Genomic DNA, 15668 nt, shown 5'->3' with positions numbered 1-15668 from the left:
CCCCCCCCCCCCCCCCCCCCCCCCCCCCCCCCCCCCCCCCCCCCCCCCCCCCCCCCCCCCCCCCCCCCCCCCGCGCCGCCCCCCCCCCCCCCCCCCCCCCCCCGCGCGCCGGGGCGGCCCCCCCCCCCCCCCCCCCCCCTTCGATTGTCGCCGTGCTCTGAATTCAGTGGTTGTCGCGCGGGACGCCCCTGGTGTGCGCGACATCCTGATATTTCACCGCCGGCTTCAGCACCATGCCGGCGGAGAACTGGTCGACCATGCCGCGCTGGATCTCCTGCCAGGGCGTCTGGTGCTCGGGATAGTCATAGCCGCCATTGCCCTGCAGCGCTGCCCGCCGCCTGGCGATCTCCTCGTCGCCGACAAGGATATTGGCGGTGCCCTTCCTCAGGTCGATGCGGACGCGGTCGCCAGTCTTGAGCAGCGCCAGCCCGCCACCGACCGCTGCCTCCGGCGATGCGTTGAGGATCGATGGCGAACCCGACGTGCCGGACTGGCGGCCATCGCCGATGCAGGCCAGCGAATGGATGCCCTTCTTGATGAGATGGGCCGGCGGCTGCATGTTGACCACCTCGGCGCCGCCCGGATAGCCGACCGGACCGGCGCCGCGCATGAACAGGATCGTGTGCTCGTCGATGCCCTGCGCCGGATCGTCGATGCGGGCGTGGTAATCCTCCGGGCCGTCGAAGACCATGGCGTTGCCTTCGAAAGCCTCCGGATCGTTCGGGTTCGAGAGATAGCGCTCGCGGAATTCGGGCGAGATGCCGCTGGTCTTCATGATGGCGGAATCGAACAGATTGCCCTTGAGGTTGATGAAGCCGGCATTGCTCTTGAGCGGCTTGTCGACGCCGCGGATGACATCGTGATTTTCGTTGACCGCGCCGCGGCAATTGTCGCCGATCGACTTGCCGTTGGCGGTGATCGCGTCGGGGTGCGGCAATAGTCCGCCCTTCAGCAGTTCGGCCACGACGGCCGGCACGCCGCCGGCATGGTGATAGTCCTCGCCGAGATACTCGCCCGTCGGCTGCAGGTTGACGATCAGCGGCACGTTAAGGCCGATGTTCTGCCAGTCGTCATTGTCGAGCGGCACGCCGAGATGGCGGGCGATGGCATTGAGGTGGATCGGCGCGTTGGTCGAGCCGCCGATGGCCGAATTGACGACGATGGCATTCTCGAACGCCTGGCGGGTCATGATGTCCGACGGCTTCAGGTCCTCATGCACCATATCGACGATGCGCTTGCCGGTCTCGTAGGCAATCTGGCCGCGCTCGCGATAGGGCGCGGGGATCGCGGCCGAGCCCGGCAGCTGCATGCCGAGCGCTTCGGCAAGCGAGTTCATGGTGGTGGCGGTACCCATGGTGTTGCAATAGCCGGTCGACGGCGCCGAGGAGGCGACGATGTCCATGAACTCGTCATAATTGATCTCGCCGGCCGACAGCCGCTGGCGCGATTCCCAGACAATGGTGCCGGAGCCGGTGCGCTTGCCCTTATGCCAGCCATTGAGCATCGGGCCGACCGAAAGCGCGATCGCCGGAATGTTGACGGTCGCCGCCGCCATCAAGAGCGCGGGCGTAGTCTTGTCGCAGCCGATGGTCAGCACGACGCCGTCGAGCGGATAGCCGTAGAGCACCTCGACGAGGCTGAGATAGGCGAGGTTGCGGTCGAGCGCCGCCGTCGGCCGCTTGCCGGTCTCCTGGATCGGGTGGCACGGGAACTCGAAGGGGATGCCGCCCATCGAGACAATGCCTTCGCGCACGCGCTTGGCGAGCTCGAGATGGTGCCTGTTGCAGGGCGAGAGATCGGAACCCGTCTGCGCGATGCCGATCAGCGGCTTGCCCGACATCAGCTCGGCGCGGGTCAGTCCGTAATTGAGGTAGCGTTCGAGATAGAGCGCCGTCATGCCCGGGTTGTCGGGATTGTCGAACCACTCCTGCGAGCGAAATTTCTTCTTCTTGGTGGGGGCGCCTGCCATCGTGGTCTCCGTATTTGTATGACAAATCGATATGACAACGCGCCCATGCAGGCAAGAGGCAGACACGCCGCAGACCCGCACTTTGGTGCGATAGACGTAGAAAGGGCCGCGCACTAGGACCAATCGAGGCCAGCAATCCGGGAGGTCTTGATGGCCTTGGTGATCGAAGGCGAGGAGCGGATCGCCGCACCCGTCGAGAAAGTGTGGGACGCCCTCAACGACCCGGAAATCCTGAAGGAGGCGATTCCCGGCTGGAAAGGAAATCGGACACCTAGCTGCGGCCCGGCGAATTACTCGAACACGATGCTGGGCACTGCCGCCTCGGCGGCGCCGCGTTCCTCTTGGACCCTGTCCCATACCCTCGCGGCGATATCGCGATAGATCTTCGCCTCGGCGCCGTCCGGCTTGGATGCGACCACCGGGGCGCCGGCGTCCGAGCTTTCGCGGATGCCCATCTCCAGCGGCACCTCGCCAAGGAAGGTGACGCCGAGCCGTTCGGCCTCGCGGCGCGCGCCGCCATGGCCGAAGATGTCGTAGCGCCTGCCGGTGTCGGGCGCGAGGAAATAGCTCATGTTCTCGACGATGCCGAGCAGCGGCACGTCGACCTTCTTGAACATGTTGAGGCCCTTGCGCGCATCGATGAGCGCCAGGTCCTGCGGCGTCGAGACGATGACGGCACCGGCCAGCGGCACCTGCTGGGCCATGGTGAGCTGGGCATCGCCGGTGCCGGGCGGCATATCGACGACCAGCACGTCGAGCGGTCCCCATTCGACCTCGCGCAGCATCTGGGTGAGCGCCGACATGACCATCGGGCCGCGCCAGATCATCGGCGTCTCCTCGTCGACCAGGAAGCCCATCGACATCACCTTGAGGCCGTAATTCTGCATCGGCTTCAGGATCTTGCCGTCGACCGTCTGCGGCCGGCCGTGAATGTTGAGCAGCCTCGGCATTGACGGCCCGTAGATATCGGCATCGAGCACGCCGACGCTTAGCCCATTGGCGGCAAGGCCGAGCGCCAGGTTGACGGCGGTGGTCGATTTGCCGACGCCGCCCTTGCCGGACGCGACCGCGATGATCGCATCGATGCCGGGCACGCCGCGTTTGCCGTGACTGTGAGAAGCCGGCGCCTGCGGGCCAGGACGCTGCGGCGCTGCCTGGGGAGCAGGTCGTGGCGACGCTGCTTGCGAAGCCGGCCGAACCGGCGCCTCCATGCCACCGCCCTTCTTCTCCGCCGTCAGCGCGACGACGGCGTTGGCGACGCCGGGGATCGCCTTGACGACACGCTCGGCGGCGGCGCGCAGCGGCTCCATCTCCTGGGCGCGGGCGGCGGGAACGGTAATCGAGAAAAACACCTTGGAATCGGCGATGAAAATCTCAGATACCAGGCCGAGGTCGACGATGTTGCCGGTGAAGTCCGGTCCATTGACCGTCCTCAGGCGCTCGATGACGGTTTCCTTGGTTACAGCCATGGTCTTTCCTCGGAGTTTGGCGTTCCAGATAGTGCAGTTTCCCGGCAGAACCAAGCCGTGGCGCAATGGCTCGTCCGGCGTGCTCCGGAAAACGACCGGTGGTGTCGGATTTGGCCGAGCGCGTCCCGATCCGCCGATTGCCATGGCCAATCGATCCAGGGGCCCTATCTCGGTTGCCATGAGCGACGGCAACCGGAAAAGGAGACTGTCATGCTCGCAAACAGCAACGCAGCGGCCAATGTGGCGGTGAAAGACCTTTCGAGAGCGCAGGGCTTTTACGAAGGAACGCTGGGCCTCAAGCCTGTCGACGACATGGCCGGAGAACTGATCGTCTACAAAAGCGGAGACACGGTCATCAACGTCTATCGTTCAGAATTCGCCGGTACCAACAAGGCGACGGCGTTGACCTGGACGGTCGGCGACCAGATCGGCGCCATTGTCCAGGCCCTGAAGTCGAAGGGCGTCACCTTCGAGCGCTATGAGATGCCCGGGCTGACGGTCGAGGGCGATGTCCATGTCGGCTACGGCATGAAGGTCGCCTGGTTCAAGGACCCGGACGGCAACATACTGTGTCTTGCGGGCGAGTAGATTTCAGCACCAGCTTTGCCTCAGACCGCTAGGCGCGTGACAAAATAGGTCAACGCCGAAATCGCCGCCGTCGCCGGCAGGGTGATCACCCACGCCACGACAATGTTGCCGGCAATGCCCCAGCGCACCGCCGAGACGCGGCGGGCAGCACCCACGCCGATGATGGCGCCGGTGATTGTATGCGTGGTCGAGACCGGGACACCGAGCCAGGTGGCGGCGAACAACGTTATCGCCCCGCCGGTCTCGGCGCAAAAACCCTGCATCGGGTTCAGCCGAGTGATCTTCGATCCCATCGTGTGCACGATGCGCCAGCCGCCGAAGAGCGTGCCCAGCGCCAATGCCGACTGGCAGGTGATGACCACCCAGAACGGCACGTGGAAGCTCTGGCCGAGCATGCCTTGCGAATAGAGCAGCACGGCGATGATGCCCATGGTCTTCTGCGCGTCATTGCCGCCGTGCCCCAGCGAATAGAGCGAGGCAGAGAAGAACTGCAGGACGCGAAAGCTGTTATCGACCGCGAACGGCGTCTGCCGAACGAACAGCCATGAGACGATGAGGATAAGGACAAGCGCCAGCACGAATCCGGTCGCCGGCGAGAGCACGATCGCCGCGGCCGTCTTGCCGAGCCCGGACCAGACGATGGCCCCCGGGCCGGCCTTGGCGACGCCGGCGCCGACCAACCCGCCGATCAGCGCATGCGAGCTGCTCGACGGAATGCCGGCGATCCAAGTGACGATGTTCCAGACGATGGCTCCGATGAGCGCGGCGAAGATAACTGCCGGAGTCACGATCTCGGCGTCGACGATGCCCTTTCCCACCGTCTCGGCGACATGCAGACCGAAGAACAGGAAGGCGATGAAATTGAAGAAAGCCGCCCAGAACACGGCATAGTGCGGCCTCAGCACGCGGGTGGAGACGATAGTCGCGATCGAGTTGGCGGCATCGTGCAGGCCGTTGAGGAAATCGAAGAACAGCGCCACGGCGACGAGGCCGACCAGCAGGGGAAAGGCGATCGCGGCGTCCATCTGTTAGACGTTCTCGATCGCGATGCCGCTGATCTCGTTAGCGACGTCCTCGAAACGGTCGACCACCTTTTCCAGCTGGCCGTAAATCTCCGAGCCGATCAGGTAGGCCATAGGGTCGCTGCGGCCGTGCCGCTTGAACAGGTCCTTCAGGCCCTGCTCGTGCAGGTCGTCGGCGCGGCCCTCAACGCGCATGACTTCTTCGGCGATGGCGTTCAGCCGCGCGGCGTTGGCGCCAACCTTGCCGAGCAGTGGGATGGCCTCTGCTACCAGGCGGGCGGCCTCGACGATGACGCTGCCCATTTCCCGCATCAGCGGATCGAATTCCCTCATCTCGAACAATTTCACCGTCTTGACGGCCTTGTGCATCGTATCGATGGCATCATCCATCGACTGGATCAGATCCTTGATGTCGCCGCGGTCGAAGGGCGTGATGAAGGAGCGCCTGACGGCAAGCAGCACCTCCGCGGTGATCCCGTCCGCTTCGTCCTCCAGATCGACGATCGTCTGGCACCAGCGGTCGATGTCCCGGCCCTGGAGAAGCTGCTCAAGCGCCTCGGCGCCGCCGACCACCGTGCGCGAATGCCGTTCGAACAGTTCGAAGAAGCGATCCTCGCGCGGCAACAGTCTGCGAAACCAACCCAGCATCTGCTCCTCCCTGCTTCCGCCTACCCCACATAGCGCCATGCGCGGCGCGGGAAAACAGATAAGCCGGCTCAAAAATGTGGATGAGATCCTATCGTTCATCCGCCTTGCGAAGCAAAGCGATTTCCCCGACCTTGGGCAGACCGTGGATCGGATGACATGATCGACAAGCTGGAATTCTTCATCGCTTTAGCCAGGGAAGAGCATTTCGGCCGCGCCGCCGAGGTGTGCGGCGTCACCCAGCCGACGCTGTCGGCCGGCATCAAGCAGCTCGAGGAGCAGCTCGGCGTCATGCTGGTGCTGCGCGGCTCGCGTTTCCAGGGTCTGACGCCGGAAGGCAAGCAGGTGCTGGTTTGGGCGCGCCGCATCGTCGGCGATTCAAGGACCATGCGCGAGGAGATGCGGGCGGCGCGCCACGGCCTGTCCGGCCGCATCCGCATCGCCGCCGTTCCGACGGCGCTCGCCATGGTGGCGCGGCTGACGACGCCATTCCGCGACAAGCATCCCGGCGTCACCTTTTCGGTGCTGTCACGGACCTCGATCGAGGTGCTGACGCTGCTCGGCAATCTCGATGTCGATGCCGGCATCACCTATCTCGACAACGAGCCGCTGGGGCGGGTAACCAGCGTGCCGCTCTATGACGAGCGCTACCAGCTGATCACGGCAGTCGGCAACCCCTATTCCGACCGCGACAAAGTGACGTGGGCAGAGATCAGCCAGTTGCCGCTCTGCCTGCTGACGCCGGACATGCAGAACCGCCGCATCATCGACCAGCATCTGGCGGAAGCCGGCGTGCAGGTGCGGCCGACACTGGAATCCAACTCGATGATCGTGCTGTTCTCGCATATCCGGACCGGCAAGTGGTCATCGATCATGCCGCTCAACCTTGCGGAAACATTCGGCTTTTCCGAACCGATCCGGGCCATTCCGATAGTCGATCCGGATGCCAGCCACACGGTCGGGCTGGTGGCGGCGCCGCGCGAGCCGCACACGCCGCTGGTGCAGGCGCTGCTGGACGAGGCAATGGCGCTGGCAGACGATTTCCGTTCCCACCGCTAGGCTAGACAATGGGGGCTCAGCGTTCTGATAGAAAATTTCTATCAAGCGACGAGACTGCTTTATTGATCTCGGAGGTTTCCTCTGATTTCATAAGGACTTAGCGATATTGCGCCCTGTGCATGTCGTTGCCCCAAAACCGCTCTATATTTTGGGGTGACATATGTGTTGGCGCCACGGCCAGGGAGGCGCTGCATGCCGATGCAGCCTGCAAGTACCGAGATCGCGTCGCGCATAGCGGCGATCATCGAGGAGTTGAAGGACCTCGAAGGTCCGTTGCTGCCGATTCTCCACGGCATCCAGGAAGAATTCGGCCATGTGCCGCAGGCGGCGCTTCCGGTCATCGCCGACGGGCTGAACCTCTCGCGAGCGGAGGTGCATGGCGTCGTCACCTTCTATCACGATTTCCGCGCAAAGCCGGCCGGCCGGCATGTGCTGAAGCTCTGCCAGGCGGAAGCCTGCCAGTCGATGGGTTCGGAAGCCGTCGCCACCAAGGTCAAGCAACTGCTCGGCATCGATTTTCACGAGACCGCACGCGACGGATCGGTTACACTGGAGCCGGTCTATTGCCTCGGGCTTTGCGCCTGCTCGCCGTCGGCGATGCTCGACGGCGAAGTGATCGGCCGGCTCGACGACGAGAAGATCGAAGAGATCGTCGCGGAGGTGCGTTCATGATCCCGCGCATCTACATCCCTGCCGATTCCGGTGCTCTGGCGCTCGGCGCCGAAAAGGTCGCCAGGGCGATCGAGAAGGAGCTCAAGGAGCGCGGCGTCGAGGCCAAGATCGTGCGCAACGGCTCGCGCGGCGCCTATTTCCTGGAGCCGATGGTCGAGGTTGCGACCGCCGAGGGCCGCGTCGCCTACGGGCCGGTCAAGCCGTCTGACGTGAAAAGCCTGTTCGACAGCGGTTTCCTCAAGGGTGGCCATCACAAGCGCTGGCTGGGTGCGCCAGACAAGATCCCCTTCCTCGCCAAGCAGACGCGGCTGACCTTCGCGCGCTGTGGCGTCATCGACCCGCTGTCGCTCGACAGCTATAAGTCGCATGGCGGTCTGAGAGGCCTGCAGAACGCGGTCGCCATGGCGCCGGCCGAGATCGTGAAACAGGTGACCGAGTCCGGCCTGCGCGGCCGCGGCGGCGCCGGCTTCCCGACCGGCGTCAAGTGGAAGACGGTTCTCGATACGAATTCCGAACGCAAATATATCGTCTGCAACGCCGACGAGGGCGACAGCGCCACCTTCGCCGACCGCATGATCATGGAGGGCGATCCCTTCGTGCTGATCGAAGGGATGGCGATCGCCGGCATCGCCACCGGCGCGACCAAGGGCTTCGTCTATATCCGCTCGGAATATCCGCATGCGGTGGCGACGATGAACAAGGCGGTCGCGATCGCCCGCAAGGCGGGCGTGCTCGGCGTCAATGTGCTGGGCTCGCCCAACGCCTTCGACATGGAAATCCGCGTCGGCGCCGGCGCCTATGTCTGCGGCGAGGAAACCTCGTTGCTCAACAGCTTGGAAGGCAAGCGCGGCGTGGTGCGCGCCAAGCCGCCGCTGCCGGCGATCCAAGGGTTGTTCGGCAAGCCGACGGTGATCAACAACGTGATCAGCCTGGCCTCCGTGCCGATCATCATGGACAAGGGCGCCGCCTACTACAAGGATTTCGGCATGGGCCGTTCGCGCGGCACGATCCCGATCCAGATCGCCGGCAACGTCAAGCATGGCGGCCTGTTCGAGACGGCCTTCGGCCTGACGCTGGGCGAAATCGTCGACGAGATCGGCGGCGGCACGGCTTCGGGCCGTTCGGTGAAGGCGGTGCAGGTCGGCGGCCCGCTCGGCGCCTATTTCCCACGCGCGCTTTTCGACACGCCGTTCGACTACGAGGCTTTTGCTGCCAAGGACGGGCTGATCGGCCATGCCGGCATAACCGTGTTCGACGACAGCGCCGACATGATGAAGCAGGCGCGCTTTGCCATGGAGTTCTGCGCCATCGAAAGCTGCGGCAAGTGCACGCCCTGCCGCATCGGCTCGACGCGCGGCATGGAGGTTCTGGACAAGGTCGCCGCGGGCATCGAGGCGGAGAAGAACCTCGCTCTGGTCACCGACCTCTGCAACACGATGAAGTTCGGATCGCTCTGCGCCCTGGGCGGCTTCACGCCCTACCCGGTAATGAGCTCGATCACGCATTTCCCCGAGGATTTCAAGCCGGCGCCGACGCGCGTGGCTGCCGAATAGGAGCTGGCAGATGAACATCAAAGCCGACTTCCCGACACTCATCGAAGAGATCGACTACGGAACGCCGGAGTCGAGAGCGGCGAAGCAGGTGACGCTGACCGTTGACGGGCAAAGCATCACCGTGCCGGAAGGCACCTCGATCATGCGCGCGGCTATGGAAGGCGGGGTCGAGATCCCGAAGCTCTGCGCCACCGACATGCTGGACTCTTTCGGCTCGTGCCGCGTCTGCCTGGTCGAGATCGACGGCCGCGGCGGCACGCCCGCATCCTGCACGACGCCGGTCGGCGAGGGCATGGTGGTGCGCACGCAGTCCGAGCGGCTCGATGCCATCCGCCGTGGCGTCATGGAACTCTACGTCTCCGACCATCCGACCGGCTGGAACGAGAAGGCCGGAACCGGCGCCAGCGAGTTCGACGCGGTTGCGGAGTCGGTCGGTCTGACCGAGAACCGCTACGGCGTCGAAGGCCGCAACCACGTCAAGGAAGAAGGCGGCGTGGCGCCCGGCCATGGCTCGCTGGCGGTCGACTACATCGCCCGCGATGAGTCCAACCCCTACTTCACCTATGATCCGGCGCAGTGCATCGTCTGCTCACGCTGCGTGCGCGCCTGCGAAGAGGTGCAGGGCACCTTCGCGCTGACCATCGAGGGCCGCGGCTTCGAGTCCCGCATGGTCGCCGGCATGCATGAGGATTTCATCGCTTCCGAATGCGTGTCCTGCGGCGCCTGCGTGCAGGCCTGCCCGACCGACGCATTGCGCGAGAAGACCGTGCTCGAGAAGGGCATGCCGGAGCGCTCGGCCGTCACGACCTGCGCCTATTGCGGCGTCGGCTGCTCGTTCAAGGCGGAAGTGAAGGGTGACGAAGTCATCCGCATGATGCCCTACAAGGACGGCAAGGCGAACCACGGCCATTCCTGCGTCAAAGGCCGTTTTGCCTATGGCTATGCCACCCACAAGGATCGGATCCTGTCGCCGATGATCCGGGAGAAGATCACCGATCCGTGGCGCGAGGTGAGTTGGGAAGAGGCGATCGCCCATACGGCAAAGGAATTCCGCCGCATCCAGTACCAGTACGGACGCGGCTCGATCGGCGGCATCACCTCCTCGCGCTGCACGAACGAGGAGACCTATCTCGTCCAGAAGCTGGTGCGGCAGGGCTTCCGCAACAACAATGTCGACACCTGCGCGCGCGTCTGCCATTCGCCGACCGGCTACGGCCTCGGCCAGACCTACGGCACCTCGGCCGGCACGCAGGACTTCGACTCGGTCGAATACACCGACGTTGCCGTCATCATCGGTGCCAATCCCGCTACGGCGCATCCGGTGTTCGCCTCGCGGCTGAAGAAGCGGCTGCGTGAGGGCGCCAAGCTGATCGTGCTCGACCCGCGCCGCACCGAGATGGTGAAGTCGGCGCATGTCGAGGCGGACTACCACCTGCCGCTGAAGCCCGGCACCAACGTCGCGGTGCTGACGGCGCTGGCCCACGTCATCGTCACCGAGGGCCTGTTCGACGAAGCCTTTATCCGCGAGCGCTGCGACTGGGCCGAGTTCCAGGACTGGGCGTCCTTCGTCGCCCTGCCGGAAAACAGCCCCGAGACGGTCGGCAAGCTGTCCGGCGTCGATCCTGAAGCGATCCGGGGTGCCGCGCGCCTTTACGCCAAGGGCGGCAACGGCGCGATCTATTACGGCCTCGGCGTCACCGAGCACAGCCAAGGCTCGACCACGGTGATGGCGATCGCCAACCTCGCCATGGCCACCGGCAATATCGGCCGTCCCGGCGTCGGCGTGAACCCGCTGCGCGGCCAGAACAATGTCCAGGGCTCCTGCGACATGGGTTCCTTCCCGCATGAGCTGCCGGGCTATCGCCATATCTCCGGCGAAGCCGTGCGCGACATCTATGAGAGCCTGTGGGGCGTGAAGCTGGACGAGGAGCCCGGCCTGCGCATCCCCAACATGCTGGATGCCGCCGTCGACGGCTCATTCAAGGGCATCTACATCCAGGGCGAGGACATCCTGCAGTCCGACCCCGATACCAAGCATGTCGCCGCAGGGCTGGCCGCGATGGAATGCGTGGTGGTGCACGACCTCTTCCTCAATGAGACGGCAAACTACGCGCATGTCTTCCTGCCGGGCTCGACCTTCCTGGAGAAGGACGGCACCTTCACCAATGCCGAGCGCCGCATCAACATGGTGCGCAAGGTGCTGGAGCCGAAGGCGCGCTACGCCGACTGGGAGGCGACGCAGGAGCTCGCCCGCGCCATTGGGCTGGACTGGAACTACACGCACCCGTCTGAGATCATGGACGAGATCGCCAAGACCACGCCGAGCTTCGCCGGCGTCTCCTTCGAGCTGCTCGACCGTGTCGGATCGGTGCAGTGGCCCTGCAACCAGAAGGCACCGCTCGGCACGCCGATCATGCATGTCGACGGCTTCGTGCGCGGCAAGGGCAAGTTCATCCGCACCGAATATGTCGCGACGGACGAACGGACCGGCCCGCGCTACCCGCTGCTGCTCACCACCGGGCGTATCCTGTCGCAGTACAATGTCGGTGCGCAGACCAGGCGTACCGAAAACGTCGCCTGGCATGCCGAAGATCGGCTGGAGATCCATCCGCACGACGCCGAGAACCGCGGCATCCGCGAGGGCGACTGGGTGCGGCTGGCGAGCCGTTCGGGCGAGACCACCCTGCGCGCGCTGATCACCGACCGCGTGTCGCCCGGCGTCGTCTACACGACCTTCCACCACCCGGACACGCAAGCCAATGTGATCACGACCGACTTCTCGGACTGGGCGACCAATTGTCCGGAATACAAGGTCACCGCCGTGCAGGTGGCGCCATCCAACGGCCCGACCGAGTGGCAGAGGGACTATAACGAGCAGGCCAAGCAGAGCCGCCGCATCGCCCCGCTGGAAGCGGCGGAGTAGTCTTGGCCGCGCGCCGCAAAGCCACGACGCAAATCTCGCGGCTGGCGCGTCGTGCCGGCGGCACGGCGGCTGCGAACCGCATGGTGCCGGAGGAGACGCCGGTCGCGTTCTCCTATGCCGGCACCACCCATGCGGTGATGATGGCGAGCCCGGCCGATTTCGAGGATTTCGCGCTCGGCTTCTCGCTCACCGAAGGCATCGTTGCCGACCCGGCAGAGATCGAGGCGATCGAAGTCGAGGATCTCGGCGCCGGCATCGACATCCAGATCAAGCTGAAGGACCGGGCCAACACGCGCTTCCAGGCGCGACGGCGCCGGCTTGCCGGGCCGGTCGGCTGCGGCCTGTGCGGCATCGAATCCATCGAGGAAGCGATGCGGTCGGTCGACGCGGTCGGTTCGTCGAAGCTTACGCTCGACGCCGAAGACGTCACGCGTTCGGTCAAGCTGCTGTCGAAGCAGCAGCCGCTGCACACCGAGACCGGGGCGGTGCATGCTGCCGGCTTCTACGTTCCCGGCAAAGGTATCGTGATGGCGCGCGAGGATGTCGGCCGCCACAATGCGCTGGACAAGCTCGCCGGCGCGCTGGCCAAAGCCGGCATCGACGGCGCGAGCGGCGCCGTCGTGGTGACCTCGCGCGTGTCGGTTGAGATGGTGCAGAAAACAGCCGCCATCGGTGCCCCGGTCATCATGGCGGTTTCGGCGCCGACCGCGCTTGCCATCCGGACCGCCGAGTCCGCCGGCATGACGCTGGTAGCGCTGGTGCGCGGCGACGATTTCGATATTTTCACCCACCCCGAACGGGTGGCTTCCGGAGTTGCAAAGCATGTCGCATGACGAGGATCACATCGCCAGCACCAAGGAAAAGCTGGTGCGCATGGCCAATCAGATCGCCACCTTCTTCCATTCGAAGCCGCGCGAGGAAGGCATTACCGGCGTTGCCGAGCACATCAACAAATTCTGGGAGCCCAGGATGCGGCGGCAGTTCTTCGAGCTGCTGGACGGCGACCCGGAAGATTTCGACGAGCTGGTGATCGCCGCCTCCGCCAAGATCAAGCGTCCGCTAACGGCGGAGCAGGCCGACAAGAGCCTCGGTTACAGCAAGCCTGCGGAGGCCGAGGGCGCCATTCCGCCTAAGTAGGGCCTCGGGGCCGCATCAGCGCCAAAGGTCTTAGTATTTCCGCTCGCTAAAGTTTCGCTGCCGCAAGCCGGCTGCCTCTGCTATGGTTGACGACAGGAGATCGTCTGGCCGGGCGGGGTAGTTGCGTGAGGCCGATCGAGACCAGATATGCCCGTAGCGGGGACGTGCGGATCGCCTATCAGGTGGTCGGCCAAGGCTCGTTCGATCTCGTCTTCGTCCCCGGCTTTATCTCCAATCTCGACCTACAATGGGAAGACGAGGGTTACAGCCGCCTGCTGAAGCGGCTTTCGGCTTTCTCACGCCTGATTCTGTTCGACAAACGCGGCACCGGGCTGTCGGACCGCGTGGACAACCATCATTTGCCCGGCCTGGAGACCCGCATGGATGACGTGCGCGCGGTGATGGACGCCGCCGGCAGCGGCCGCGCGGCGATCCTCGGCGCTTCGGAAGGCGCACCGATGGCGATGCTGTTTGCCGCGACCTATCCGGAGCGGACGCGAGCACTCGTGCTCTATGGCGGTTATGCGCATTTCCACAAATGGGTAATGCCGCCGGAGCGCCTGGAAGCCTTCATCGAGGTTGCCGAGACTTGCTGGGGCACCGGCGCGACCTTGCCCAATTTCGCGCCAGGCCGCGTGGATGACACGCATTTTGCCCGGTGGTGGGCACGGTTCGAACGGCAGTCGGCCGGCCCCACGGCCGCGGCAGCCCTTGCCCGCATGAATGCAGACATCGACGTGCGCGGCATTCTGTCCGCGATCAGCGCGCCGACGCTGCTGATCCATCGCCGCAATGACGCGCGCGTCGATCCGGAGGCCAGCCGCTTCCTTGCCAGGAAGATTCGCGGCGCCCGGCTTGTTGAGATACCCGGCCGCGACCATCCGATCTGGACCGGGGACGTCGACCGGGTGGCCGACCTGATCGAGGAGTGCCTGACCGGCCAGCCGGCGGTGGCCGACACCGAGCGGGTGCTTGCCGCGCTGCTGGCGACGCGCATCTTCGACACCGCCAAGCTGGGCGACCGCATGTGGAGCGAGCGCAGCCAACGCTTCCAGGAAACATGGCGGCTGCTGGTGGGCCGCCATGGTGGGCGGATTGCCGGCACGCATGGCGAATTGATGATCTCTCGTTTCGACGGGCCGGCGCGCGCCATACGCTGCGCAGCGGCGCTGCGCGATGCGGCGCAGCAGATCGGCGTGGCAAGCGGACAAGGCGTGCATGTCGGCGAGATCGAAATGCGGGGCCAGCCGGTCGGCCTCACGGCGCGTGTGACCATGCAGCTCGCCACCCACGCCGGGCGCGGCGACATCCTCGCTTCGCGGCTGGTCGCCGAACTGGCGATAGGCTCCGGCCTGCGTTTCATCGACGCCGGACGTGTCAGTCTCGCCGAGCTGAGCGAGCCGCTGCCGGTGGTCCAGGCCACGTCTGAACAACATCTGGAACCGGCCTGCCGTTCCAGGCCCAGGGCCCTGCAGCCAGCAACACTGACGGCGCGGGAAAGCGAGGTGGTGAACCTGATTGCCGACGGCATGAGCAATGCGGCGATCGCCGCCGAGCTGAGGCTCAGCGAGCATACGGTCAAGCGGCACGTCGCCAACATATTGCTCAAGCTGGACCTGCCTTCGCGCGCTGCTGCGGCGGCCTTCTCGGCAAGGCACACTGGCCCGGACGGGCCATGAGTGCCATGGCGCTTTCGGGCGAAGCGAAAGGGTGTCTCTAGGACTATGAATTCTTCCCGTGCAGGCCAAGCGCCGGGTGGACTCGTCACCTTCAAGAAGCAGACCGACGACCTGTTCGCGGCCGCCACGGCCAATTCGCAATGAGAAATTCCCGGCCCGGCAGTAATTGTCGGGGAGCGCTTCGCACATCTACCGCCCAAGACGATGGGCACATGGAGGATAAAATGCTGACCAAGACAGTGGACGGCGCGGCGATCAAGAAAGCGATCGAGGCCCGTGACGGCAAGATGCTGGCAAGCTTCTACAATGACGATGCGCTGATGCGGGTGATCGACCGCAACAACCCGCCGAGCAAGCCGCGCGAAATCCGCGGCCGCGCGGCGATCAGCACCTTCTGGGACGACATCTGCAGCCGAGCGATGACCCACAAGGTCGACGCCACGATCGCCGAGGGCGACAATCTCGCCTTCACCCAGGCCTGCGCCTATCCCGACGGCACCAAGGTGTTCTGCGCCGCGATGCTCGAATTGAAGAACGGCCGCATCGCGCGGCAGACGGTCGTGCAGGCCTGGGACGAGTAGCTCAAGAACGGATTCATCTGCAAGACAGGGAGGAGAACCAAGATGTTCAGCGCCAGATGGCAGATCGACGCCAAGTTCGGTCACAAGCAGACCGCGCTCGAGCTGATGCGGAAATGGGAGCGCGAGATCGGCTCGCAGGTCGGGCTCGCCGACCTGAAATTCCAGCTCATGACCGGTTCAGTCGGCGCACGCGAAGCGACGATCGAGACCCACCACCAGGTCGAGAGCCTGGCCCAGTTGGAGGAGTTCTTCGCCAAGATCGCCAAGATCGACGCGCACGCCAAATGGGGCAAGGAGCTGGAGCCCTATGTCGTGTCGGGCACCAGCCTGTGGAACATCTACCGCATCGTCGAGTAGCGGCCTGCGTGGCC

At 65.0% G+C, this 15668-nt stretch carries 14 protein-coding genes and 1 pseudogene; 11 read left to right on the top strand and 4 right to left on the bottom strand.

Going from position 1 to position 15668, the window contains the following annotated elements:
* Positions 1–163: 163 nt before the first annotated feature.
* Positions 164–1969 carry an IlvD/Edd family dehydratase gene (locus P9230_RS23645; protein ID WP_095782337.1) on the bottom strand — a complete coding sequence of 602 codons (1806 nt, stop codon included), beginning with the start codon at positions 1967–1969 and terminating at the stop codon, positions 164–166.
* A 150-nt stretch (positions 1970–2119) separates the two neighbouring features.
* Here P9230_RS23645 and P9230_RS23640 point away from each other — a divergent pair.
* A pseudogene (locus tag P9230_RS23640) lies at positions 2120–2221 on the top strand (SRPBCC domain-containing protein); the annotation flags it as partial.
* A 38-nt stretch (positions 2222–2259) separates the two neighbouring features.
* Here P9230_RS23640 and P9230_RS23635 read toward each other — a convergent pair.
* A complete protein-coding gene (locus P9230_RS23635) occupies positions 2260–3438 on the bottom strand; it encodes an Mrp/NBP35 family ATP-binding protein (protein WP_095799272.1) in 1179 nt (392 codons plus the stop codon).
* Positions 3439–3648: 210 nt separating this feature from the next.
* Between P9230_RS23635 and P9230_RS23630 the strand changes: the two genes are divergently transcribed.
* Complete coding sequence (locus P9230_RS23630; RefSeq protein ID WP_095799271.1) at positions 3649–4026, top strand: VOC family protein; 378 nt, start codon at positions 3649–3651, stop codon at positions 4024–4026.
* A gap of 20 nt (positions 4027–4046) precedes the next feature.
* Here P9230_RS23630 and P9230_RS23625 read toward each other — a convergent pair whose 3' ends face one another.
* Together P9230_RS23625 and P9230_RS23620 are read right to left on the bottom strand one after the other, a co-directional pair.
* A complete protein-coding gene (locus P9230_RS23625) occupies positions 4047–5051 on the bottom strand; it encodes an inorganic phosphate transporter (protein WP_067324384.1) in 1005 nt (334 codons plus the stop codon).
* Positions 5052–5054: 3 nt separating this feature from the next.
* Positions 5055–5696 (bottom strand): DUF47 domain-containing protein, encoded by a 642-nt coding sequence (locus tag P9230_RS23620; RefSeq protein ID WP_067003620.1) that lies wholly within the window; start codon positions 5694–5696, stop codon positions 5055–5057.
* A gap of 156 nt (positions 5697–5852) precedes the next feature.
* On the opposite strand from P9230_RS23620, the gene P9230_RS23615 reads away from it, so the two are divergent.
* The 9 genes from P9230_RS23615 to P9230_RS23575 all read left to right on the top strand — a co-directional run bounded on the left by P9230_RS23615 (position 5853) and on the right by P9230_RS23575 (position 15654).
* Complete coding sequence (locus tag P9230_RS23615) at positions 5853–6752, top strand: LysR family transcriptional regulator (RefSeq protein WP_067003618.1); 900 nt, start codon at positions 5853–5855, stop codon at positions 6750–6752.
* Between the two features lie 192 nt (positions 6753–6944).
* Positions 6945–7424 carry a formate dehydrogenase subunit gamma gene (locus P9230_RS23610; protein WP_067003616.1) on the top strand — a complete coding sequence of 160 codons (480 nt, stop codon included), beginning with the start codon at positions 6945–6947 and terminating at the stop codon, positions 7422–7424.
* Positions 7421–8977: an NADH-quinone oxidoreductase subunit NuoF gene (locus P9230_RS23605; RefSeq protein ID WP_278120885.1), complete on the top strand. Its 1557-nt coding sequence runs from the start codon at positions 7421–7423 to the stop codon at positions 8975–8977. Before P9230_RS23610 ends, P9230_RS23605 begins: the two co-directional genes overlap by 4 nt.
* Positions 8978–8987: 10 nt before the next feature.
* Positions 8988–11900 carry a formate dehydrogenase subunit alpha gene (gene fdhF / locus P9230_RS23600; RefSeq protein WP_278120884.1) on the top strand — a complete coding sequence of 971 codons (2913 nt, stop codon included), beginning with the start codon at positions 8988–8990 and terminating at the stop codon, positions 11898–11900.
* A gap of 2 nt (positions 11901–11902) precedes the next feature.
* Positions 11903–12733 (top strand): formate dehydrogenase accessory sulfurtransferase FdhD, encoded by an 831-nt coding sequence (fdhD, locus tag P9230_RS23595; RefSeq protein ID WP_127247577.1) that lies wholly within the window; start codon positions 11903–11905, stop codon positions 12731–12733.
* Positions 12723–13037, top strand: coding sequence for a formate dehydrogenase subunit delta (locus P9230_RS23590; RefSeq protein ID WP_127247576.1), 315 nt, complete (start codon positions 12723–12725; stop codon positions 13035–13037). Before fdhD ends, P9230_RS23590 begins: the two co-directional genes overlap by 11 nt.
* A gap of 125 nt (positions 13038–13162) precedes the next feature.
* Positions 13163–14716 (top strand): alpha/beta fold hydrolase, encoded by a 1554-nt coding sequence (locus tag P9230_RS23585; RefSeq protein ID WP_278120883.1) that lies wholly within the window; start codon positions 13163–13165, stop codon positions 14714–14716.
* A gap of 224 nt (positions 14717–14940) precedes the next feature.
* The gene (locus P9230_RS23580) at positions 14941–15297 is read left to right on the top strand and encodes a nuclear transport factor 2 family protein (protein WP_095824411.1); all 357 of its coding nucleotides are present in this window, start codon (positions 14941–14943) and stop codon (positions 15295–15297) included.
* Between the two features lie 42 nt (positions 15298–15339).
* Positions 15340–15654: a hypothetical protein gene (locus P9230_RS23575; protein ID WP_095777575.1), complete on the top strand. Its 315-nt coding sequence runs from the start codon at positions 15340–15342 to the stop codon at positions 15652–15654.
* Positions 15655–15668: the final 14 nt, after the last annotated feature.

This window comes from Mesorhizobium sp. WSM4887 (genome assembly GCF_029625865.1).
In the GTDB taxonomy this organism is placed as follows: domain Bacteria; phylum Pseudomonadota; class Alphaproteobacteria; order Rhizobiales; family Rhizobiaceae; genus Mesorhizobium.
Note: the sequence above shows the minus strand (reverse complement) of the source record. Positions and strands in the feature narration are given on the sequence as shown.